Here is a 20,894-nt window from a genome sequence, read left to right as displayed (position 1 = left end):
GCGGGATGCCTCGCTCCGTGAAGACCCTCGCCGGGTGGGCGCGCACCGCCCCGAGTCGGGCCACCGTGCTCTCCGGCGACGAGGTCGCCTCCACCGAGGCCCTGGCGGAGGCCATCGCCGGAGCCGGGCAGCGAGGGGTCATCGCCCGCGGCCTCGGGCGTTCGTACGGCGACACCGCGCAGAACGCGGGCGGCCTCGTCCTCGACATGACCGCCCGCGACCGCATCCACTCCGTCGACGCGGAGACCGGGCTGGTCGACCTCGACGCCGGGGTCTCCCTCGATCGCCTCATGCGCGTCGCCCTGCCCTTCGGGCTCTGGGTGCCGGTGCTGCCGGGCACCCGCCAGGTCACCATCGGCGGGGCGATCGCCAACGACATCCACGGCAAGAACCACCACTCGGCGGGCAGCTTCGGCCAGCACGTCGTGTCGATGGACCTGCTCACGGGCACCGGCGAGGTCCGCCGCCTCGAACCGGACGGCGTGGAGTCCGAGCTGTTCTGGGCCACCGTCGGCGGCATCGGCCTGACCGGCGTGATCCTGCGCGCGACGGTCCGGATGACGAAGACCGAGACCGCCTACTTCGTCGCCGACACCGAACGCACCGCGAACCTCGACGAGACCATCGAGCGCTTCTCCGACGGCTCCGACGAGGCCTACGACTACTCGTCGGCGTGGTTCGACTCGATCTCCACGGGGTCGAAGCTCGGGCGCGCGGCGCTCGGACGGGGCTCGCTGGCCCGGCTCGACGAGCTGCCCGCCAAGCTGCGCCGCGACCCCCTGAAGTTCGACGCCCCGACGCTCGCGAACCTGCCCGACGTCTTCCCGAACGGCCTGGGCAACAAGCTGACGTTCTCGGCGATCGGCGAGCTGTACTACCGCAAGACGAAGAACAAGCGCGGCCAGATCCAGAACCTCACGGCCTTCTACCACCCCCTCGACCTGTTCGGGGACTGGAACCGGGCGTACGGGTCCAAGGGCTTCCTGCAGTACCAGTTCATCGTCCCGCTGGACGCCGAGGCCGAGTTCCGGGCGATCGTGCGCGACATCGCCGAGTCCGGGCACGTCTCGTTCCTCAACGTCTTCAAGAAGTTCGGCGAGGGCAACCGCGCGCCGCTGTCCTTCCCCATGCCGGGGTGGAACATCTGCGTCGACTTCCCGATCGTCGACGGGCTCGGCGCCTTCTGCCGCTCCCTCGACGAGCGCGTGCTGGCCATGGGCGGTCGCCTCTACACCGCCAAGGACTCACGCACCGATCCCGACACCTTCGCCGCGATGTATCCGCGGCTGGACGAGTGGCGCAAGGTCCGCGACGCCGCCGACCCCGACGGGGTGTTCGCCTCGGACATGTCGCGCCGCCTCCGGCTCACCTCCTGAGGAGAACCATGATCGACGCTGTCGGCCACCCCTCGTCGCTGCTGCTGCTCGGCGGCACATCGGAGATCGGCCTCGCCACCGCCGAGAAGTACCTCGAGGGCGGCCCGGTGCGCGTGGTGCTGGCCGGGCGCCAGTCGCCGCGGCTCGCCGACGCCGCGGCCCGTCTCACGCGCGCCGGCGCGACGGTCGAGACCGTCGAGTTCGACGCCCGCGACGCGGCCGTGCACACCGAGGCGGTCCGCAAGGCCTTCGCCGGCGGCGACATCGACGTCGCGATCGTGGCGTTCGGCCTGCTCGGCGACCAGGAGAAGGCCTGGCAGGACATCGACGTCGCCGTCGAGCTCGCCGAGGTCAACTACGTCGCCGCCGTCTCGGTGGGCGTCGCGCTCTCCGCGGAGTTCCGCCGCCAGGGCCACGGGCACCTCGTCGCGCTGTCGTCGGTGGCCGCCGAGCGCGCCCGTCGCTCCAACTTCGTCTACGGCTCGACGAAGGCCGGGCTGGACGCGTTCTACACCGGGCTCACCGAGGCGCTGCGCGGCGAGGGCATCGGCGTCACGGTCGTCCGCCCCGGCTTCGTGCACACGAAGATGACCGAGGGCCTGTCGCCCGCGCCGCTCTCGACCACCCCGGAGAAGGTCGCCGACGTCATCGTCTCGGCGGTGTCGTCGGGCAAGGAGCAGGCCTGGGCGCCCGCCCCGCTGCGCGCGGTCATGACCGTCCTGCGCCACATCCCCCGCCCGATCTTCCGCCGCCTGCCCGTCTAGGTCGGGCCGCGGTGTCCGATCCGGGGCCCGTCGTTCGTCAGGATGACGACAGCACCGGACGGACCTGGGAGGAGCGACGCCGTGGCGCGCTACGTGTTCCTGATGTACGACGCCGAGGACTGGCACGACACCGTCGACGAGCAGGGTGTGGTCGACGAGTTCCGGCTGCACGAGGAGTTCATGACCGCGGTGGTCGAGGCCGGGGCGAGCGTGGTCGGCGGGGAGGCCCTCGAGCGGTCGTCCACCGCGAGCACCGTGCGCCGCGGCCAGGGTGACCCCCTGGTCACCGACGGCCCCTTCGCCGACACCAAGGAGGCCCTCGGTGGCTTCTACGTCATCGAGGCCCCCGACCTCGACGTCGCGCTGCTCCTCGCGGCGGTGTGCCCGGCCGGCGCCATCGAGGTGCGCCCGGTGATGGAGATGCCCGACGGCGTGTGATGGCAGCGCTCGACGAGGTCTTCCGCCGGGCCTGGCCCGTGGTGGTCACGTCCACGGCCCGGCTGACCCGCGACCTCGACCTGGCCGAGGACTGCACGCAGGAGGCGTTCGAGCGCGCCGTGGCGAGCTGGCCGGCCACCCCGCCGGACAACCCGGCGGGGTGGCTGACCACGACAGCCCGTCGGATCGCGCTCGACCGGCTGCGTCGCGACGCGGTCCTGGCCCGCAAGCTGCCGCTGCTGGTGGTGCCGGATGGCGCGGACGAGGACGATCCTCCGCCGACCGACCCGCTGCGGCTCGTCTTCACCTGCTGCCACCCGGCGCTGGCCCGCGAGTCGCAGGTGGCGCTGACGCTCCGCCTCGTCTGCGGGGTGGACGTCCCGGCGATCGCCGCCGCCCTCCTCACCGGCGAGGCGGCCGTCGCCCGCCGGATCACCCGCGCGAAGCAGAAGATCGCGACGGCGCGCATCCCGTTCCGCGTCCCGCCCGAGGAGGACCTGCCGGACCGGCTGGACACCGTGCTGACCGTCGTGCACCTCGCCTACACCGCCGGGCACGTCGCGGCCCACGGGGTGCTGCGCGACGACGGGCTCACCGAGCGCGCCACGGAGCTGGCCCGGATGCTCGTCCGGCTCCTGCCCGACGAGCCCGAGCCGCGGGCACTCCTCGCGCTCGTCCTGCTCACCGAGGCCCGCGGGCCGAGCCGGACCACCTCCGACGGCGACCTCGTCCTGCTCGCCGACCAGGACCGGTCACGGTGGGATCGCGCGCTGATCCGGGAGGGCCTCGTCCTCGCCACGGCGGCGTTGCGGCACCCGCTCCACGGCCGGTTCGCCCTGCAGGCCGCCGTCGCCGGGCTGCACGCGACGGCCCCGAGCTGGTCGGACACCGCGTGGGCGCAGATCGTCACGACCTACGACGCCCTCATGCGGCGATGGCCGTCACCCGTGGTCGCGCTCAACCGCGCGGCGGCCCGCAGCCGTCTCGAGCACGCCGACCTCGACGAGGTGCTGCGCGAGATCGACGCCCTGGCGCCCGACCTGGCCGGCTACCCCTACCTCCCGGCGGCCCGGGCGGACGTGCTCGCCCGGCTCGGGCGGACCGACGAGGCGGCCGGGGCCTACGGCGACGCGCTCGCCCTGACCACGAACGCCACCGAGCAGCGGTACCTGACCCGCCGGCGGGCCGAGGTGCGCCTCCGGCCCTCGTGAGCTCAGGCCGCGCGCAGGGAAGGGGTCGTCGGCGCCGCGACGGCCGTGGCCGCTGCCGGCCGGACGGCGTGGCTGCCCCCACGCCGCCCGACCGTCCGTCCACCGGAGTGCGGGGTGGCCTCCGGTCGACGGACCTCCGCGACGTCGCGGCGCGCGCTACCCCGGCGCCGCGACGGGTCCTTGTCCCGCATCCAGGCCTGCGCGGGCTCCTCCACCCAGCGGTAGGCGAGGTGCGCGAACAGCACCGACACCACCGCGAGGTGGGGCACCAGCAGGGCGGCCGCCGCCGTGTCCGGGGCGAGCGCGGGGATGCGCGTCATGGCGACGAGCGCCATCTCGATGAGCGGGAAGTGCACGAGGTACAGGGCGTACGAGATGCGCCCGCCGTGCCGCAGCCGCGGGGTGCCCAGGACGCGGGCGACCGGCCCGTCGGTGAGCGCCAGCGCGCCGAGCAGCACCGGCAGCATCGGCACGGCGAGGAAGATGCGGGCGTCGGCGCTGACCGCGGCGGTCGCCGGCGCGGTGGCGGCCCAGTAGACGATCAGGGCGATCTCGGCGAGCGCGAGCACCAGCACGCGGTGCGCCCAGCGCGAGACCGTCCGGTTGCGGGGCACCCGGCGCACGACCAGCCAGGTCAGCACGCCCGCGGTGAAGCCGGCGACGAGGCGCACCGCCCAGAAACCCTCGAACGCCCCGTGCAGCGCGCCCTGCACGGCGAAGACGGCCGTCGGCATCGCCGCGAGCACGGCCAGCACCGCGAGCACCGGGCGCGGCCAGCCCCGCACGAACCAGGCGGCGGCGGCCAGGAGCGGGAAGGCCAGGTAGGCGGCCCACTCCGCGCTGATCGACCACGCCGGCAGGACGAAGGACACGCCGTCGATGCCCGGCGAGTCCCACATCTGCGTCATCGTGAGCTGGCGCAGCCAGCTCAGGGGGTCCAGGCCGGGCTGGGCGCCCTGCCACGTGACGACGCCGTCGCTCCCCAGGACGGCGCGCGCCGCGCACCACAGCCCGACCAGGACCACCACGACCGCGTAGAGCGGCCACACCCGGGCGAGTCGCGCCCAGACGAAGCCCAGCGCCTGCCGCGGCCCCGGCGCACCACGCCAGCGGTCGAGGTAGGAGCGGGCGAGGAGAAAGCCCGAGAGGGCGAAGAACAGGTCCACCCCGAGCGGGCCCGCCGCGAGCAGCGGGGCGACCGGCCCGAACCACGCGGCGTAGCCCGTGACGGGCAGGAAGCTCAGGTGGTGGACGAGGACCCACACCGCGGCGACCGCGCGCAGCCCGGTCAGCGCCGGGATCTCGACGGTGGCCGACCGACCCGCCGGGGCCGTCGGGCGGGGCGACGTTCCGCCCCGCGGCGCCGGGATGTCGTGGTCCTGCCCCACCACCGTCCGCATCGCGCCTCCCCGACGTCCACCGGCGGGATCGACGTCCGCCGACCCTCGACCTGGTTAACGGCTCCGAGTGGCCGGTACCTGATACTCCGATCGGTGGATCGGGGTGGTGCGCCATTCGACCGGGGATCACAGGCGGTCATCGCGGTCGCTCAGCGTCACCACTGCTCGAACGGACCAGTCACGGCCGTGTGGCGGTGACACCGGGTCGAGGGTGTGTCGTCGAGGACCCCACGGCGACCGGGTCGGACCCGTCACGCGGGGACCCTGCGTGCCTGGTGGCTTCATGTATTTCGCGGTTGCCAGTATTGTGCAACAGTGCCGCCATGACCCTGGCGATCGCGCCGCCCGTCGTCCGCGCCGTGCGCTCCGAGGATCTCCCCGCGGTGGGGCGGCACATGCGCGGCATGCTCGAGCGTGAGCTCGGCGGCTACGACCCCCGCCTGCACGCCGACATCGACGACCTCGCCGGCACGTACCTGGGAGCACCGGGGACGCACCTGCTGGTCTGCTTCGCCGAGGGACCCGACGGGCCCGTCGTCGCCGGCACGGCGTCCGTGCGCGCCGGGGGCCCGAAGCCGCAGTTCTCGCCGACGTGGCTCGCGCGGCGCTACGAGGGCCGGCGCGTCGGCCAGCTCTGCCGGGTCTGGGTCGACCCGGGGCACCGCCGCCGGGGCGTGGGCCGGCTGCTCGCGATCGGGGCCGCGCGGTGGGCGCTCGACGCGGGCTACGACCCGGTCTGCCTGCACACCAACGCGTCGATCCCGGGGGCGCTGGCGTTCTGGTCGAGCTTCCCCGGCGCAGTGCTGGTGCACGACGCGCGCCCCGACCCCTGGTCGACGGTGCACTTCGAGATCGACCCGGCGGCCTTCACGGCCGCCGCGGACCTCGCGGCCTGAGCAGGACTCAGCGGTCCTGCTGGGGGATGCGCCCGCCGGCGCCACCCGCGTCGTCACGCCCGTCGCCCGGGACCGGTCGGGCCCGGGCCTTGAGCAGGTCACGGATCTCGGTGAGCAGCTCGACGTCGGTGGGCTCGGCCGGACCCTCCTCCTCGCCGCGGCGACGCCGCTCCTCGACCACCTTCAGCGGCATGACCACGAGGAAATAGATGACGGCGGCCGTCAGGACGAACGTGATGATCGCGTTGATGAAGCTCGCGTAGTCGAACACGACGCCCGAGACCACGAAGGAACCGGCGAATTCGCCCCCACCGGAGAACACCTGGATCAGGGGCCTGAGGAAAGCACTGGTGAACGCCGTCACGACGGCGGTGAACGCGGCGCCCACGACGACCGCCACCGCGAGATCGACCACGTTCCCGCGGAGCAGGAAATCCTTGAATCCTTTGATCACGTCTATTCCTCCGGCATGCGGATCGCTATTCCGTGCCGAAGGATAGGGGCACCGGTCGGCGTGCCCTCGCCGCCCACGCGGGGGACCTCTCGCGATTGCCGGTCGAGCCGGGGAGAACCCGGCGCGAGACCCTCCCCCGACGGGCGGTCTCGCACCGGGTCCTCGACCCGGACCCACTCGTCCGGAGAGGGGACCTGTCCCGCCCCCGAGTGGGTCCGTGCGATCACACGGACCGAGCGCCCCTCGGGACCGGGAGGCCGTGTCGACCGGCCCGAGGGGAGCGCCCGTCCGCGGGGTGCACCGCCGATACGGGGTCGACGGGCACCGGTGGAGGTCTAGTTGTCGGCGTCCACGTCGTTGGCGCAGCTCTTGCTGATGCCCGCCTCCTGCTCGCTGCCCTTCTCCACCGAGCTGAGGATCGGGACGGTGCCGGCGACGTCCTGGACCGGGACCTGCACCCCGAGGACGTTGACAGGGACGTTGTTGCCGCAGACGTTGGTCGGCACGATCGTCTGGACATCGCTGATGTTGACCACACCGTGCTGCTCGGTGGCGTGGTCGTGGTGCCCCTCGCCGGCGAAGGCCGCACCGGTGGTGCAGGCCAGTCCGGTGCCGATCAGGGCGGTGGCGGTCAGGGAGCGACGCAGAAGCTTCACAGCAGGGTTCTCCTCGGTTGAGGTCGTCGACCCCGCAACTCGACGGGATCGTGGGGGGAGCGCAGCGGCCGACCGTGGGAGGCAGGTCGGGCCTGCTCTCCCGTCACCGAGCCGCGGGGTGTTGCCAGGAGCGGGTGGGACCTGCTCAGTCGTTGTCGGCGGCGACGTCGTTGTCGCAGTTCTTCGCGACACCGGCGGCCTGCTCGCTGCCGTGCTCGGCCGGGCTGAGGACCGGGATGGTGCCGGCCACGTCCTGGACGGGCACCTGGACGCCGAGCACGTTGACCGGGACGTTGTTGTTGCACGCGTTCGTCGGGACGATCGTCTGGACCGAGTCGACGTTCGCGAATCCCTCCTGGCCGCCCTCGTGGGCGAAAGCGGCGCCGGTCGTGCTGGCCAGGCCCGCACCGATGAGCGTGGTCGCCAGCACGGACTTACGGAGAATTCCCACAGTGATGTCCTTTCGAATGGTCCTTCCCGTGCCGGGGCGGCGACGGGAAGCCTTCACCGGCGGCACCGGAATGCCGCGCGGCGGACATTAGTGGTTGATGTCCGAGCAGTTCGGGCACGGAGGATCTCGCGCGTCGGTCACCCGCTCGTGATCGTCCGGACCCTGACGAGGTGATCGGTATGCAGCCTTTCGTATTCGTCACGAACGGGGGGTGATCATCGGCACCGGTGATCCACTCCGGAGTGCACGCCGTCCGCTCCGAAGATCACGAAGGGTGCGGGACTGCTCTTTTCGAGCGAACGCCGAGCGGCTCGTCGACCGCGCTGGGTGGCAGGTGTCGCGGTTGCCCGCGCCCGTTCGGACCGCTCACCCGCCCATCCGGAGCAAGCGCGCACGGGTCCCTTGTCGCTACCGTTCGCCCGTGTCGTCCTCGACCAACCCGTCCGCGTCGACCGTCCGCATCGGGCGCCCCCTCGCGGCCTGGGCCACCTGGGACTGGGGCTCCGCCGCCTTCAACCACGTCGTCACCACGTTCGTCTTCACCGTCTACCTGACGAGCTCGGTCGCCGCCGACGAGGCGGGCGGCTCGGCCGCGCTCGCCGCCGCGATCACGGTGTCCGGCATCCTCGTCGCGCTCGTGGCCCCCGTGTACGGGCAGCGCAGCGACGCGGCGGGAGCCGAGACGGGGCGGCAGCGCCGGCTCGGCTGGCTCACCGCGGTGATCGTGGTGTGCACGGCGCTCATGGCGTTCGTCGCGCCGGAGCCCTCGTACCTGTGGTGGGGGCTGCTGATGCTCGGCATCGGCACGTTCGCCTACGAGCTCGCGCAGGTCGAGTACAACGCGATGATCTACCGCCTCGCGCCCCCGGGACGCACCGGACGCGTCTCCGGGATCGGCTGGGCCGCGGGCTACGTCGGCGGCATCGTGCTCCTGCTGCTCTGCTTCGTCCTGTTCCTCTCCGACGCGCCCGTGATCGCCTTCGAGGGCGAGGGGACGGCCGTGCGGGTCGTCGTCGTCCTCGCCGCGATCTGGTTCGCCCTGGCGACCATCCCGGTGCTGCGGATGCGCTTCCCGTTCCCCGCACCGCCCGGGGACACCGAGGCCGCGGTCGGCTGGGCGGCGTCGTACCGGCTGCTGTTCCGCCGTCTGGCGCGCCTGTACCGCGACGACCGCAACCTGCTGGGCTTCCTCGTCTCCAGCGCGATCTACCGCGACGGCCTCACCGCGATCTTCACCTTCGGCGGCGTGCTGGCGTCGGGGACCTTCGGACTGACCCCCGGCGACGTCATCATCTTCGCGATCGTGGCCAACGTGGTGTCGGCGGTCGGCGCGGTCGTCGGCGGATGGCTGGACGACCGCGTCGGACCGAAGATCGTGATCATGGTCTGCCTGGCGGCCCTGGTCGTGACGGCCGGCGTGATGCTGTTCGCGTCCGGGCCCACCGCGTTCTGGATCGGCGGGACGTTCCTGTCGCTGTTCGTCGGGCCGGCCCAGGCGTGCTCGCGGAGCTACCTCGTGCGCCTCGTCCCGCCGGGGCGCGAGGGCGAGCTGTTCGGCCTGTACGCCACCACGGGACGCGCCGTGAGCTTCCTGGCGCCGGCACTGTTCGCCCTGTTCATCACGCTGTTCGGGGCGCAGCGCTGGGGCATCCTCGGGATCGGGATCGTGCTGCTGCTCGGGCTCGCGACCCTGATCCCCGTCCGGGCGGTGGCCGGCAGCGCCGCGGCCGGCGAGGAGGCCGTCCGCACGTGACGCGCCGTCAGCTCAGGCGCGCCCCGATCCAGCGCACCAGGCGGGCGCCGAACTCCGCGACGAGGATCCAGAAGATCGCGGCCAGGCCGTAGTTCACGACGTAGGCGAAGATCGGGTCCGCGAGCACGAAGAGGTCGCGGAAGCCGAGCACCGCGGTGTCGGCGACGCCGCCGATGAAGCGCGCGACGCCGTTGGCGACGTTGACCCCGACGATCGTCAGCACGATCGACGCGAGGAGCACGGCGGCGAGGACGTAGCCGATCACCCGGACGACGGTCGCGAGGACGTTCGCCGCCTTCCAGATCGTCTCGCCGACGTTCCGCGGGGCCCGCTCCTCGCGGCCGTGCGGGGCCTCGGCGCCGCCGGTCTGCTCGGAGTCCTGGGTCTGCTGCTGGTCCTGCTGCTGCTGGTCCTGCTGCTGCTTCTGGCCCTGCTCCTGCTGGTCCTGCTGCTGGGACTGCTGCTGGGACTGCTGCTGGTCCTGCTGCTCGTCCTGCTGCTCGGAGTCCTGGGACTGCTGCGTGTCCCCGGAGCCCTTCGACTCCGAGGACCCGGTCGAGCTCGAGCCCTCGTCGGAGGACGACGCGGAGTCGGACGTCGCCGTCGGGCTCGCACCCGGGTCGGCCGTGCTGCTCGCCGTCCCGGTGCTCTCGCCCCCGGCCGCGCTCTCCTGGTCGTCGGTGTCGGTCCCGCCCTGGGTGCGCTGCGCACCGGCCTGCTCGGTCACGCCCGGCATGATGGCACCGGGTGCGTGACCGAGCACTACCGAGGGGTAGCTCACATGGATGTCGCACCGTCGATGTGCTCCCGGAGCATGTCGGCGTGGCCGGCGTGCTGCGTCGTCTCGGCGATGATGTGGATCATCACCCGGCGCACCGACCAGGAGGTCCCCGGCTCGTGCCAGGGGGCCTTCGGCAGCTCGTGACGGGCGTTGAGGTCCGGGAGCGACGCCAGCGTCTCCTCGGTGCGGGCGGCGACCTCGTGGTAGTGCGCGACCACGCCCGCGAGGGTCTCGTCGGGCAGGAGCTTGAACTCGTTCTCGCGCTCGACCAGCCAGGCGGGCTTCTCGTCGAGGCTCGCGATCCAGCCCTCGAAGTCGTCGATCGTCATCCCCTCGGGCAGCTCGAAGCCCTCCTCGGCCGAGGCGCCCTCGACCGCGAAGCGCATCCAGCCCTCCTCGACCTTCGCGACGTGCTTGATCAGCCCGCCGAGGGTGAGCTGCGACTGGGTCGGCCGGGACGCGGCCTGCTCGTCGGTGAGGTCGCGGGTGGGGAAGACCAGCCAGTGGCGCGCCTGGGCGAGCTCGGCGAGGAGGTCGGCACGCTCGTCGGCGTCGGTGCTGGTCATCGGGGTCTCCTGCGCGGCGGTGAGGGTCATCGGGGGCCTGCTTTCATCGTCGTCCCTGATGAGGACGACGTTAAGCAGCCAGGCGGACAGGTTCGGTCCGCCTCTCTCGACGAGGCGCGCGAGGATGTGGATTTCCTGGCACTGGGTGCAAGCGTGGACGCAAGGCTTGCACCCAGGGGCCGGCTCAGCGGAAGCGGTCGAAGACCTGCTCGCGCCAGGCCTTGCGGCTCACCAGCTCGCCCATCGCCTCCTGGTAGCGGGCGCGGGCGGACGGCCAGGCCTTGGCGATCTCGGCGTGCAGCGCCACCGACTCGCGCAGCATCGACCAGAACATCTCGCGATCGCGCTTGCGGAAGGTGACCCCCGAGCCGTCGGAGGTCGTCACCGCCGCCCCGTCGAGACGGGAGAGCATGAACCACTGGCTGTGCTCGGCCGGGACCTCGCGCTGCGGGCGCTCGAGGGCCTCGCGGTCGACGGGGCGCAGCTGGTGGGCGAGCCCGCGGGCGAGGGCGGCGACCTGCGCGACCTTGCCCACCGGCGGCTTCGGCCACAGCTGCGACTCGCGGGCGCCCATGGCTGAGCGGGGCACCTCGTCCGCGCCGCGGTGCACCGTGCCGTCCGGGAACTCCGCGCGGGTGGCCCGCACGGCGCCGAGGGCGGTCGGCAGCGCGCCGAACAGGGACTTCGGCCCGGACAGGAAGTCGCGCATCGCCATGTGGTGCAGCGCGATCGTCGAGTACTCGAGCAGGAACAGGTGGCGCAGGGTGCGCTTGAGCGAGTCCGCGAGCATCGCGCGCGGGTTGTCCGGGCCGTGCAGCGCGCCGACGACGAGGCGGTTGCGGACGTGGAAGTACGCCTGCCAGTCGGAGCTGTCGTCCTTCTCCACGAACGAGAGGTGCCAGATCCCGACGCCGGGCACGGTGGCGGTCGGGATGCCGTGGCTGCCGGCGCGCAGGCCGTACTCGCAGTCGTCCCACTTGATGAACAGCGGCAGCGGCAGCCCGATCCGCTCGGCCACCGAGCGCGGGATCAGGCACATCCACCAGGCGTTGTAGTCGACGTCGGTGCGCCGGTGCATCCACAGCGTCTCGCGCAGCGAGTCGACGGCGAAGTCGTGGTCGTCGGTGGTGTGCGGCGCGAGCTGCCAGAAGAACGTCCCGCGGTCGACGACCTCGCCCATCGCGTGCAGGTGCGAGCGCGCCTGCAACGAGAGCATCTGGCCGCCGACGAGCATGTCCTCGCGGGCGAACCGCGAGAACGCCAGCGCGCGCAGCACCGAATCCGGCTCGAGGACGATGTCGTCGTCCATGAACAGGATCTGCTCGGCGTCGGTGTTCTCCAGCGCCTCGTACATGATCCGCGCGTAGCCGCCGGAGCCGCCGAGGTTGGGCTGGTCGATGATCCGCAGCTTGTCGCCCAGCGCCGCGGCCGCCTCGTCGAACCCGGGCTGGTCGCGCACCTTGGACGTGCCCTGGTCGGGGATGATCACCGCGGTGAGCGAGTCGCGCACCAGCGGGTCGTCGCCGAGGGCCTGCAGCGTCGCCACGCAGTCCGTCGGCCGGTTGAAGGTCGGCATGCCCACCGCGATCGCGGCCCGTCCGGGTGCCTCGCGCTCGGCGTACCAGCCACCCGCGACGAGCTCGAGGGACGAGCCCTCGCTCGTGAGGTCGAACCACACCCAGCCGCCGTCGCCGAACGGCGCGAGCGAGACGGGGACGACGACCTCGTGCTCGGTGTCGTCACCCTCGGAGCCCCCGGCGCCGACGACCTCCCCGGTCACGTGCACGGCCACGCCGCGCGCCGTCGAGCGGTGGACGTCGACCCGTCCGCGGCCGCGCAGGCGCAGCCGCAGGGTGATCTCCTCGAGGATCGACCATCGCCGCCAGTACGCGGCGGGGAACGCGTTGAAGTACGCCGCGAACGAGACCTCGCTGCGCTCGGGCAGGCGCACACCGGTGCGGGAGACGACCTCGGCGACGCGCTGACCACTGCGGCGCACGTGCATCACGTACTCGTCCGCGGTCTCGTCGTAGGTCCCGGGACGGTGGGCGGTGGGCGCCGTGGTCTTCACCGACGTCGCGGTGCCCTCGTCCAGGTACAGCGCGCGCACCGAGGTGGGCTCGGCCGGGCGCGGCAGGATGACGCGCTGCAGCAGTGCCGTGCCCGCGGGACGCACCGACATCTCCACCGTCCCGGAGGCGCCGCCGCGCCGTCCCTTGTCCACCGTGCTCGTCACACCGACGACGGTAGCTGCGAGGGGGCGCCGGACCCGGGAGCACCCCGGCGGGTCGGACGGGTCGTCGCCCCACACGATCGCGTCGATCGGGGCTCGTGGCGGTCAGCAGACCAGACCGGAGGGGCAGTTCCTCGGGTTGTACTCCGACGGCTGGGTCGGAGCCGTCGTCGTGTGGTGCTGGGACGTGGGGTGGGTGCCGCTGTGCTGCGTGGGGTGCCCGCCCTCGTGCCCGGAGCCGGAGCCACCGCCCGAGCCACCGCCCGACTCGCTGCTGGTGTCGCAGGCCGACAGGGTGAGCACAGCGGCGCAGGACAGCGCCGCGAGGACGCCGGCGGCGGACCTCCGACGCGTCGGGCCGATCAGGGGAGCTGGCACCAGGAGCCTCCGTCGGCGCAAGGATCTACGGACCCGGTGACCGTACGCATACGGACGACCAGCCGAAGCAGCCGAACGGGTGAAGGGATCAGACCTCGGCGAGGTCGGCGCCGTCGAAGGACTCGCCCTCGGTGAACCACGGGGCGATGCGGTTCTCGAACAGCGTCAGCGCGGACCCGATCGCCATGTGCATGTCGAGGTACTTGTACGTCCCGAGTCGGCCGCCGAACAGCACGCGGCGGTTCGTCGCCTCCTTGCGGGCGAGCTCGCGGTAGCGCTCGAGCTTGGCGCGGTCCTCGGCGGTGTTGATCGGGTAGTACGGCTCGTCGCCGGACTCGGCGAAGCGGCTGTACTCCTTCATGATGATCGTCTTGTCGGTCGGGTAGTGCTTGCGCTCCGGGTGGAAGTGCCGGAACTCGTGGATGCGCGTGTAGGCGACGTCGCGGTCGGCGTAGTTCATGACCGGCGTGCCCTGGAAGTCACCGGTGGTCGTCAGGACCTCGGGCTCGAAGTCCAGCGTCCGCCAGCCGAGCTCGCCCTCGCTGAAGTCGAAGTAGCGGTCGAGGGGGCCCGTGTAGACGGTCGGCACGTCGGGCGGCAAGGAGTCGCGCATGTCGAACCAGTCGGTGTCGAGGCGCACCTCGATGAGCGGGTGGTCGGCCATCCGCTCGAGCCAGGCCGTGTAGCCGTCGACGGGCAGGCCCTCGTAGGTGTCCGAGAAGTACCGGTTGTCGAAGGTGTAGCGCACCGGCAGGCGGCTCACGATCGACGCGGGCAGCTCCTTGGGGTCGGTCTGCCACTGCTTGGCGGTGTAGCCGGCGAAGAACGCCTCGTAGAGCGGGCGGCCGACCAGCGCGACGCCCTTCTCCTCGAAGTTCTCGGCGTCGTCGACGTCGATCTCCGCGGCGTGCTCGGCGACCCAGGCGCGTGCCTCGTCGGGGCTCATCGCGCGGCCCGCGTACTCGCAGATCGTCGCCAGGTTGACCGGCATCGGGTAGACGCGGCCCTGGTAGATCGTGAAGACGCGGTGCTGGTAGCCGGTGAAGTCGGTGAACCGGTTGACGTACTCCCACACGCGCGTGTTCGACGTGTGGAAGAGGTGGGCGCCGTAGCGGTGCACCTCGATCCCGGTCTCCGGGTCCGGCTCCGAGTAGGCGTTGCCACCGAGGTGGGAGCGGCGCTCGACCACCAGGACCCGCTTGCCCAGCTCGGTGGCGGCCCGTTCGGCCACGGTCAGCCCGAAGAAGCCCGAGCCGACCACGACGAGATCTGGGCTGCCGACGAGGTCCGGATCCGTGCTGCTCACGGCATCGACGGTAGCGGGCGGGTGTGCCCCTCCTGGTCGGGGTATCCGTCGACATGCCCACCGTGGAACGCACCGCGCATTCCCCCGCCCCGTCCGGGACCGTCCAGGCCTACCTGCGCGACTTCGCCAACGCCGAGGAGTGGGACGCCGGCACGATCTCCTGCACGCCCGTCGACGACACCCCGGTGGGCGTCGGGAAGCAGTGGCGCAACGTCTCGGAGTTCCGCGGGCGCGAGACCACGCTGACCTACACGCTCGAGGTCGACGAGCCCGGCCACCTGCGCATCGTGGGCCGTAACAAGACCGTCACCAGCGAGGACGACATGTACCTCGCCGACGACGACCCGGGCACCACGGTGACCTACCGCGCGACGTTCACCTTCCACGGCGCCGCGAAGCTCGCGACCCCCCTGCTCGTCCCCGCCCTCGGCAAGCTGGGCGATGACGCGCAGGAGACGCTGCAGAAGGCGATCGAGGGCCTCCCGGTCGGCTAGGACGTCGGCGGGCGATGCGAGGCCCAGGGCATCGCGCGCTCCAGGTCGGCGGCCAGCGCGAGCAGCGTCGACTCGTCGCCGTAGGGCGCCATCACCTGCACGCCCACCGGCCAGCCCTCCTCGGTGCGCCCGAGCGGCAGCGAGATCGCCGGGTTGCCGGTGACGTTGGACAGCGCGGTGAAGCCCGCCGTCGAGAAGATGTGGTCGTACCACCCGCGGGCGTCGCGCGAGGCGTCGTTCTGGTCCAGGTACCCGAGGGGCGTGTTCGGGACGTTCATCGTCGGCGTGAGGACCACGTCGTAGCCCTGGTGGAATTCCGCGACGGCGCGCCGGGTCGCGTTGAACACGCGGTCGGCGGCGTACAGGTCCGACGCTCGCAGCCCCCGCCCGAACTCGGCGCACGCCAGCGTCGCCGCCTCGAGGACGTCCGGGCCCGGGGTGACGCCGAGGGCCTCGGCGAGGCCGTCGACGCCGTCGGCGAGGAAGCTCGTCCAGGCGACGAGGTTGGCGGCGTCGAACGCGTCGGCGTCCAGCGACGGACCGGCGACGTCGACGGTGTGGCCCAGGCCCTCCAGCGCCCGCGCCGCCGCCTCCGTGGCCTCGACGCAGCGGGGATCCACCGCGCCGCTCCCTGAGAACGGCGTGGTCTGCACGGCCACCCGGAGCCGGCGGCTCCCCGCCCCGACCTCGTCGAGGTAGGGCCGAACGGGGTCGGGCAGCAGGTAGCGGTCGCCGGGCTCGGCGCCGTGCACCGCGTCGAGCAGCCCGGCGCAGTCGCGCACCGTGCGGGTCACGACGAACTCGATGCCCATCCCCAGCAGCGGGTCCGCGTAGTCCGGCCCGGGCGACGTGCGTCCCTGGCTGGGCTTGAGCCCGACCAGCCCGCAGGCGGCCGACGGGATACGGATCGAGCCGCCCCCGTCGCTGGCGTGGGCGACCGGCACGGCCCGCGCGGCGACGAGCGCCGCCGAGCCACCGGACGACCCGCCGGGGCTCCGGCTGGTGTCCCAGGGGTTGCGCACCGGGCCGGTGGCGACCGGCTCGGTCGTGGCGTTGAACCCGAGCTCCGGGGTCGCGGTCACACCGAGGGTCGCGAGCCCGGCGCGGCGGAAGCGGGCCATGAGGTGGGTGTCGGCCGGCATGGGCACGCCCGCCCCGAGCATGCGGCTGCCGGCGGTCTGCGCCACCCCGGTCGCGTGCAGGATCAGGTCCTTGATCGCGAACGGGACGCCGGCGAAGGGCCCGTCCGCGGCGTGGTCGAGCGGCGCGGCGAAGCGCTCGCCGACGAGCGCGTTCAGCTGCGGGCCGACCGCGTCGAGGGCCGCCGTCGCGGCCTTCTGGACCTCCTCGGCGGAGACCTGTCCGTCGCGCACGAGCGCGGCCAGGGCGGTGGCGTCGAGGTCGGCGTACTCGTGGGCTTCCATGGGTCCTCCCGGGGTCGGCATCCCGGACGCTAGGGCCGGAGACCGGCCGGCACATCGGTCGGTTGACGGACCCCGGAGATCGGACACGGCGTGGCGAACGGACGCTGGTCGGTGGCGCCCCGGCGGCAGTAGCGTTCTGCGTATGACCGCCGTGGCGGCCGCCCGCGAGCTGCGGTCGTTCCTCCGGCGCCACGGCAGCCGTTCGCCCGGCGCCGCCCGCACCGTGCTCGACGGGCTCCACGACGTCGTGCCCGCCGACTGCGTGGCGATCTCGGTGTGGGACCCGACGGTCGGCGCGCACCGGACCCTCGCGTCGTCCTACCCCGCCACGGCCACCGCGCTGATCGACGGCCGGATGCACACCGACCGCCTGTTCGCGGTGGTGCGCGCGGGCGGGCACCCGGTGCGGGTGCGCGACCTCGAGCCCGCGCGGCGCCGCGGCGAGATCTTCGAGCGGATCATCGACCCGCACGGCTTCCGGGACGGGGTCACCCAGTGCCTGTTCGCCGCCGACGGCCGCTACGTCGGGATGCTCAACGCGAGCTCGCTCGACGGCCGGCACCCCGACGACGACACCGTGGCCCTGCTCGAGCTGCTCGGCGCGGAGCTCGCCGCCGCCCTCGACCCCGTCCCGGTGCCGCCCGCGCGCACCGGCGGGCTCGGCGACGGCCGCGCGGACGGGGTGGTCGTCGAGCGGGGCGGGCGGGTCGTCGTCCTCTCCGCGGGGGCGCGGCCCGACCTGGTGCGCCCGCCCTCCCCGCTCGCCGACCTCGCGGCCTCGGTGCTCGCGGGCGCCCCGGTTCCGGACCGGGTGCTGCTCGTCGCGGCGACCGGGGAGGTCGTCGACGTCGAGCTGCACGCCACCGGGGCGGGCGTGCTGGTGCTCCACCGCGAGGTCGGACCGCCTGCAGGGCTCACCGTGCGGGAGCTGCAGGTGCTCGACGGGGTCGGCCACGGCCTCTCCAACCCCGAGATCGGCGCGCGGCTGGGGATCGGGGCCCGCACCGTCGCCACCCACGTCGAGCACGTGCTGGCCAAGACCGGCGCGCGGAACCGGGCGGCCGCGGCGCGATTCGCGGCACGGTGGGGGCTGCTCGTCACGTGATCACGACGCCCGTCACGCCGCGCGTGCGAGGCGCGGCGAGTGCGGAGCGAGTGCGGAGCGAGTGCGGAGCGACACAGACACTCAGTGTCTGCGACGGTCCGCCGCTGACGTGAATACCGGTCACCCGCCGTCATGCTGCGCCGGCGGGCAGGCCACCGGGGGCCCCGCGCCGATCCGTCCGGCCATCCAGGGCAACGAGTCGGAGAACGCCTGCGAGAACACCGCGAAGGTGTGGCCGCCGCCGGGCACCACGACCTCGCACGTGCTGATCCCCGCCCGGCGGGCGGCCGGGACGAGCGTGCCCACGGCGGCGGCGGGCTCGGAGTCGGCGTCGCCCACCTCGAACCAGCCGCCGAGCTGCGGGAAGCGGCGCGCGGCGAGCAGGTCGGCGGGCTCGTGGGCGGCGAAGGCCTGCTGCGAGCCACCGAACAGCTGGGCCACCGCGGAGTCGGTGTCGGCGTTGGTGTCGCCCGCGCGGGGTCCGGCGAGGCCGGCGTAGTCGCCGAACGTGGCGAACAGGTCGGGGTGGCGCAGCGCGAGCATCAGCGAGCAGGACCCGCCCTCGGACAGGCCGGCGACGGCCCACCCGCGGCCCGGGGGCGCCGTGTGGAACACCTGCTCGACGAAGCCCGGGACGTCGACGGTCAGATAGGTCTCGACCTTCCCGCCGGGGCCGTCGACGCACTCGCTGTCGCCGTCGATCGAGCCGTTGACGTCGGGCATGACGAGGATCGGCGCCACCCCGTCGTGCGCGAGGGCGTAGGCGTCGGCGGTGGCCGCGGCCTGGCCCCCGTCCAGCCAGTCCTGCGGGGTGCCCGGGGTCCCGTGCAGCAGCACGACCACGGGGAGCTCCGGACGCGGGCGGGCGAACCACGCCGGGGGCACGTAGATCGTCCCGGGGCGGCCGACGAAGCCCGAGCGCTTGCCCGGCAGCGCCGTGGTGGTCACGACGCCCCGGTCGGGTCGCTCGGTGCGCGACAGGAGGGCGGCGAGCTCCACCTCGTCCGACGGGGGCAGCCCCATCACGTCGCCGAAGGTGCGGAAGTAGTCGAAGTGCGCGTTGATCGCGGCGCCGGTGCCGAGCAGCACGAGCGCCGTGGTCACCAGCACGACGACGCTCCGACCGAGCCTGCTGAAGCGCCCGACGCGCGTGCGCAGCGCGAACACCAGCCCGAGCACGACGGCAAGGGCGACGATCGCCCCGGCGCCGAGGAACGAGTTCGTCGTGATGTCGATCTCGGCGATGCCGTTGACGCTCACCCGGCCGTCACCGCCGCCTCGTCACCGGCCTCGCTGTCACTGCCGTCGCGGCGCGCCCGCCGCCGTGCCAGCGCGGCGAAGACGAACGGCGGCGCCGACAGCACGACCACCGCGGACGCGAGCAGGAGCACGTAGGTGACGGTGCTGCCGGTGGCGAGCTGGCCCGGCGGCACGAACCCGAGCACGAAGGCGACCACGCACCCCACGAGCCCGATCCCGCCGACCGCGTACACGCCGGGCAGCCCACCGGGGATGCGGTAGGGCCGGGGTGTGTCGGGCTGGAGGTGCCGCAGGCGCACCACCGCCGCGAACATCAGCCCGTACATGATGATCACGATCTGCGCCGTCACCGCGGACAGCATCCAGTACGACGTGCTGACGCTGGGGACCAGCAGGAACAGCAGGGTGAAGACGGTGCCGGCCGCACCCTGCAGCAGCAGGAGCGTCACCGGCACGCCGTTCGCGTTGAGCCGCCCGAGCCGCGCGGGCACCGACCCCTGCCGCGCCACCGCGGCGACCCCGTTCGCGGGCCCGAGGATCCAGGGCGCGAGGTGGGCGATCCCGCCGAACGCCACCACCAGCGCGAGCGGCGCGACGGCCCACCCGACACCGAGGCGGTCGAGCACCCGGGAGAAGAGCTCCATCGTCCCGGAGACGAGGCTGATCTCGCTCGCGGGCACGACCATCGCGAGGAAGAGCGAGCCGACCACCGAGAACACGACGACCACCCCGACGCACAGGGCGATCGCGCGCGGAACGGTGCGCCCGGGGTCGCGGGTCTCGCGGGCGTGGAAGCCCGCCATCTCCATGCCCGTGAAGAGCAGGATGATCCCGCCGAGGAACGCCAGGTCGTTGAGCTGGACGTCGGGCACCAGCGCGCCGGCCGAGAACGGGATCTCGCTCGGGTTGCCCTGGGCGAGGTACGCGACGGCGAGGAGCACGAGACCCACCGCCGGGATGATCGAGCCGGCGAGCGTGCCCACCGAGCCGATCCACGACGAGGTGCCGACCCCCCGCAGGCTCACGATCGTCGTCGCCCAGAAGAACGCGAGCATGACCACGACGAGGAAGAGCTTGTCGTTCGCCAGCGACGGGTCGATCGCGTAGGCGAGGCTCGCGGCCATGAACGAGAGCACGGTGGGGAACCAGGCGACGTTCTCGGCATAGTCGCACCAGACCGCCAGGAAGCCGGCGCGCTCGCCGAACGCCTCCTTGACCCAGGCGTAGACGCCGCCGTCGCGCGGCCAGCCCGTGCCGAGCTCGGCAGCGACCATGGCGATCGGCACGAGGAAGACCACGATCGACAGCGCGAACAGCGCCAGCATCGACCAGCCGTACTCGGCCATCACCGGCAGGTTGCGGATGCTGACGATCGCCGCGATGTTGATCATCGCGAGGGCCAGGATCCCGAGCTTGGCGTTCACCGGGCGCCCTTCGCGAGCAGCATCGCGTCGATCCGGTCGGCCACCACGTCCTCCGCGCCACCGCCGACGACCACGACGAGGTCGCCGTAGGTGCGCACGGTCGTCGACGTCCGCGTGCGCTCGGGGCCCTCGAAGCTGCGCGCCGCGGCGTCGCGGTCGGCGTCGTCGGCGAAGGCGTCGGCCTGGACCGTCGCCGTCCGACCCCCGCGACACTGCACGGCCACGACGAGCGTGCGGGCGGCGACGGCGTCGGTGGCCCGCGGGTCGGCCAGGTCGGTGCGCGAGCAGACGACCAGCCCCGCCGCGGTGATGTCGCCCTGGAGCGCGTCGAGCGCCCCGGCCCCGCGGGGCCCCTGGGGCGACCGGTTACCGCCCGAGGCGATGACGACGACGGTGACCACCACGGCCAGCGCCATGCCGGCGAGCAGGACGATCAGCACGACGTCCCCGAACCCGCCGCCCTTCGTCCGGCGCGGGTGCGCCTCGATGACGCTCACGCGGCCGTTCTCCCCGCGGCGGTTCCG

At 73.1% G+C, this 20,894-nt stretch carries 21 protein-coding genes; 8 read left to right on the top strand and 13 right to left on the bottom strand.

Annotated elements, in window-relative coordinates; genetic code table 11:
- Positions 1–5 precede the first annotated feature (5 nt).
- From PH191_RS23080 to PH191_RS23065, 4 genes are all read left to right on the top strand, one after another.
- Complete coding sequence (locus tag PH191_RS23080; RefSeq protein ID WP_274196974.1) at positions 6–1,376, top strand: decaprenylphosphoryl-beta-D-ribose oxidase; 1,371 nt, start codon at positions 6–8, stop codon at positions 1,374–1,376.
- A gap of 8 nt (positions 1,377–1,384) precedes the next feature.
- Positions 1,385–2,140, top strand: a complete 756-nt coding sequence (locus tag PH191_RS23075) for a decaprenylphospho-beta-D-erythro-pentofuranosid-2-ulose 2-reductase (protein ID WP_274196973.1) — start codon at positions 1,385–1,387, stop codon at positions 2,138–2,140.
- Positions 2,141–2,221: 81 nt separating this feature from the next.
- Complete coding sequence (locus PH191_RS23070) at positions 2,222–2,578, top strand: YciI family protein (protein WP_274196972.1); 357 nt, start codon at positions 2,222–2,224, stop codon at positions 2,576–2,578.
- On the top strand, positions 2,578–3,789 hold the full coding sequence (locus PH191_RS23065) for an RNA polymerase sigma factor (RefSeq protein ID WP_274196987.1): 1,212 nt from the start codon (positions 2,578–2,580) through the stop codon (positions 3,787–3,789). The genes PH191_RS23070 and PH191_RS23065 overlap by 1 nt, the downstream gene beginning before the upstream one ends.
- A 2-nt stretch (positions 3,790–3,791) precedes the next feature.
- Here the strand turns inward: PH191_RS23065 and PH191_RS23060 are convergent, their stop codons facing one another.
- On the bottom strand, positions 3,792–5,189 hold the full coding sequence (locus PH191_RS23060; protein ID WP_274196971.1) for an acyltransferase family protein: 1,398 nt from the start codon (positions 5,187–5,189) through the stop codon (positions 3,792–3,794).
- 323 nt (positions 5,190–5,512) lie between these two features.
- On the opposite strand from PH191_RS23060, the gene PH191_RS23055 reads away from it, so the two are divergent.
- The gene (locus PH191_RS23055; RefSeq protein ID WP_274196970.1) at positions 5,513–6,085 is read left to right on the top strand and encodes a GNAT family N-acetyltransferase; all 573 of its coding nucleotides are present in this window, start codon (positions 5,513–5,515) and stop codon (positions 6,083–6,085) included.
- 7 nt (positions 6,086–6,092) lie between these two features.
- On the opposite strand, the gene mscL is transcribed toward PH191_RS23055, so the two are convergent.
- From mscL to PH191_RS23040, 3 genes are all read right to left on the bottom strand, one after another.
- Positions 6,093–6,539, bottom strand: a complete 447-nt coding sequence (mscL, locus tag PH191_RS23050; protein ID WP_274196969.1) for a large conductance mechanosensitive channel protein MscL — start codon at positions 6,537–6,539, stop codon at positions 6,093–6,095.
- 335 nt (positions 6,540–6,874) lie between these two features.
- A complete protein-coding gene (locus tag PH191_RS23045; protein ID WP_274196968.1) occupies positions 6,875–7,195 on the bottom strand; it encodes a hypothetical protein in 321 nt (106 codons plus the stop codon).
- Between the two features lie 145 nt (positions 7,196–7,340).
- The gene (locus tag PH191_RS23040; RefSeq protein ID WP_274196967.1) at positions 7,341–7,646 is read right to left on the bottom strand and encodes a hypothetical protein; all 306 of its coding nucleotides are present in this window, start codon (positions 7,644–7,646) and stop codon (positions 7,341–7,343) included.
- A 421-nt stretch (positions 7,647–8,067) separates the two neighbouring features.
- Between PH191_RS23040 and PH191_RS23035 the strand changes: the two genes are divergently transcribed.
- On the top strand, positions 8,068–9,399 hold the full coding sequence (locus PH191_RS23035; RefSeq protein ID WP_274196966.1) for an MFS transporter: 1,332 nt from the start codon (positions 8,068–8,070) through the stop codon (positions 9,397–9,399).
- 7 nt (positions 9,400–9,406) lie between these two features.
- Here the strand turns inward: PH191_RS23035 and PH191_RS23030 are convergent, their stop codons facing one another.
- The 5 genes from PH191_RS23030 to glf all read right to left on the bottom strand — a co-directional run bounded on the left by PH191_RS23030 (position 9,407) and on the right by glf (position 14,663).
- Positions 9,407–10,126 carry a hypothetical protein gene (locus PH191_RS23030; protein ID WP_274196965.1) on the bottom strand — a complete coding sequence of 240 codons (720 nt, stop codon included), beginning with the start codon at positions 10,124–10,126 and terminating at the stop codon, positions 9,407–9,409.
- A 50-nt stretch (positions 10,127–10,176) separates the two neighbouring features.
- The gene (locus PH191_RS23025; RefSeq protein WP_274196986.1) at positions 10,177–10,746 is read right to left on the bottom strand and encodes a DinB family protein; all 570 of its coding nucleotides are present in this window, start codon (positions 10,744–10,746) and stop codon (positions 10,177–10,179) included.
- Between the two features lie 184 nt (positions 10,747–10,930).
- Entirely contained in the window at positions 10,931–12,982 is a 2,052-nt protein-coding gene (locus PH191_RS23020) for a glycosyltransferase (protein WP_274196964.1), read from the bottom strand.
- A 102-nt stretch (positions 12,983–13,084) separates the two neighbouring features.
- Positions 13,085–13,357: a hypothetical protein gene (locus tag PH191_RS23015; RefSeq protein ID WP_274196963.1), complete on the bottom strand. Its 273-nt coding sequence runs from the start codon at positions 13,355–13,357 to the stop codon at positions 13,085–13,087.
- 88 nt (positions 13,358–13,445) lie between these two features.
- Entirely contained in the window at positions 13,446–14,663 is a 1,218-nt protein-coding gene (glf, locus tag PH191_RS23010; protein ID WP_274196962.1) for a UDP-galactopyranose mutase, read from the bottom strand.
- A gap of 53 nt (positions 14,664–14,716) precedes the next feature.
- On the opposite strand from glf, the gene PH191_RS23005 reads away from it, so the two are divergent.
- Positions 14,717–15,157: an SRPBCC family protein gene (locus PH191_RS23005; protein WP_274196961.1), complete on the top strand. Its 441-nt coding sequence runs from the start codon at positions 14,717–14,719 to the stop codon at positions 15,155–15,157.
- Here PH191_RS23005 and PH191_RS23000 read toward each other — a convergent pair.
- Complete coding sequence (locus tag PH191_RS23000; RefSeq protein ID WP_274196960.1) at positions 15,154–16,581, bottom strand: amidase; 1,428 nt, start codon at positions 16,579–16,581, stop codon at positions 15,154–15,156. The two genes, PH191_RS23005 and PH191_RS23000, sit on opposite strands and share 4 nt — an antisense overlap.
- 142 nt (positions 16,582–16,723) lie before the next feature.
- On the opposite strand from PH191_RS23000, the gene PH191_RS22995 reads away from it, so the two are divergent.
- Complete coding sequence (locus tag PH191_RS22995; RefSeq protein WP_274196959.1) at positions 16,724–17,686, top strand: helix-turn-helix transcriptional regulator; 963 nt, start codon at positions 16,724–16,726, stop codon at positions 17,684–17,686.
- Positions 17,687–17,806: 120 nt separating this feature from the next.
- On the opposite strand, the gene PH191_RS22990 is transcribed toward PH191_RS22995, so the two are convergent.
- Genes PH191_RS22990 through PH191_RS22980 form a run of 3 tightly spaced genes read right to left on the bottom strand, consistent with a single transcriptional unit; the run spans position 17,807 to position 20,867 of the window.
- Positions 17,807–18,946 (bottom strand): alpha/beta hydrolase, encoded by a 1,140-nt coding sequence (locus tag PH191_RS22990; protein ID WP_274196958.1) that lies wholly within the window; start codon positions 18,944–18,946, stop codon positions 17,807–17,809.
- Positions 18,943–20,370: an APC family permease gene (locus PH191_RS22985; protein ID WP_274196957.1), complete on the bottom strand. Its 1,428-nt coding sequence runs from the start codon at positions 20,368–20,370 to the stop codon at positions 18,943–18,945. Before PH191_RS22985 ends, PH191_RS22990 begins: the two co-directional genes overlap by 4 nt.
- Entirely contained in the window at positions 20,367–20,867 is a 501-nt protein-coding gene (locus tag PH191_RS22980; RefSeq protein ID WP_274196956.1) for a hypothetical protein, read from the bottom strand. Before PH191_RS22980 ends, PH191_RS22985 begins: the two co-directional genes overlap by 4 nt.
- Positions 20,868–20,894: the final 27 nt, after the last annotated feature.

This window comes from Actinomycetospora callitridis (genome assembly GCF_028737265.1).
Lineage (GTDB): Bacteria > Actinomycetota > Actinomycetes > Mycobacteriales > Pseudonocardiaceae > Actinomycetospora > Actinomycetospora callitridis.
The sequence above is the reverse complement of the archived record's forward strand: the minus strand, read 5'-3'. Positions and strand labels throughout refer to the sequence as shown.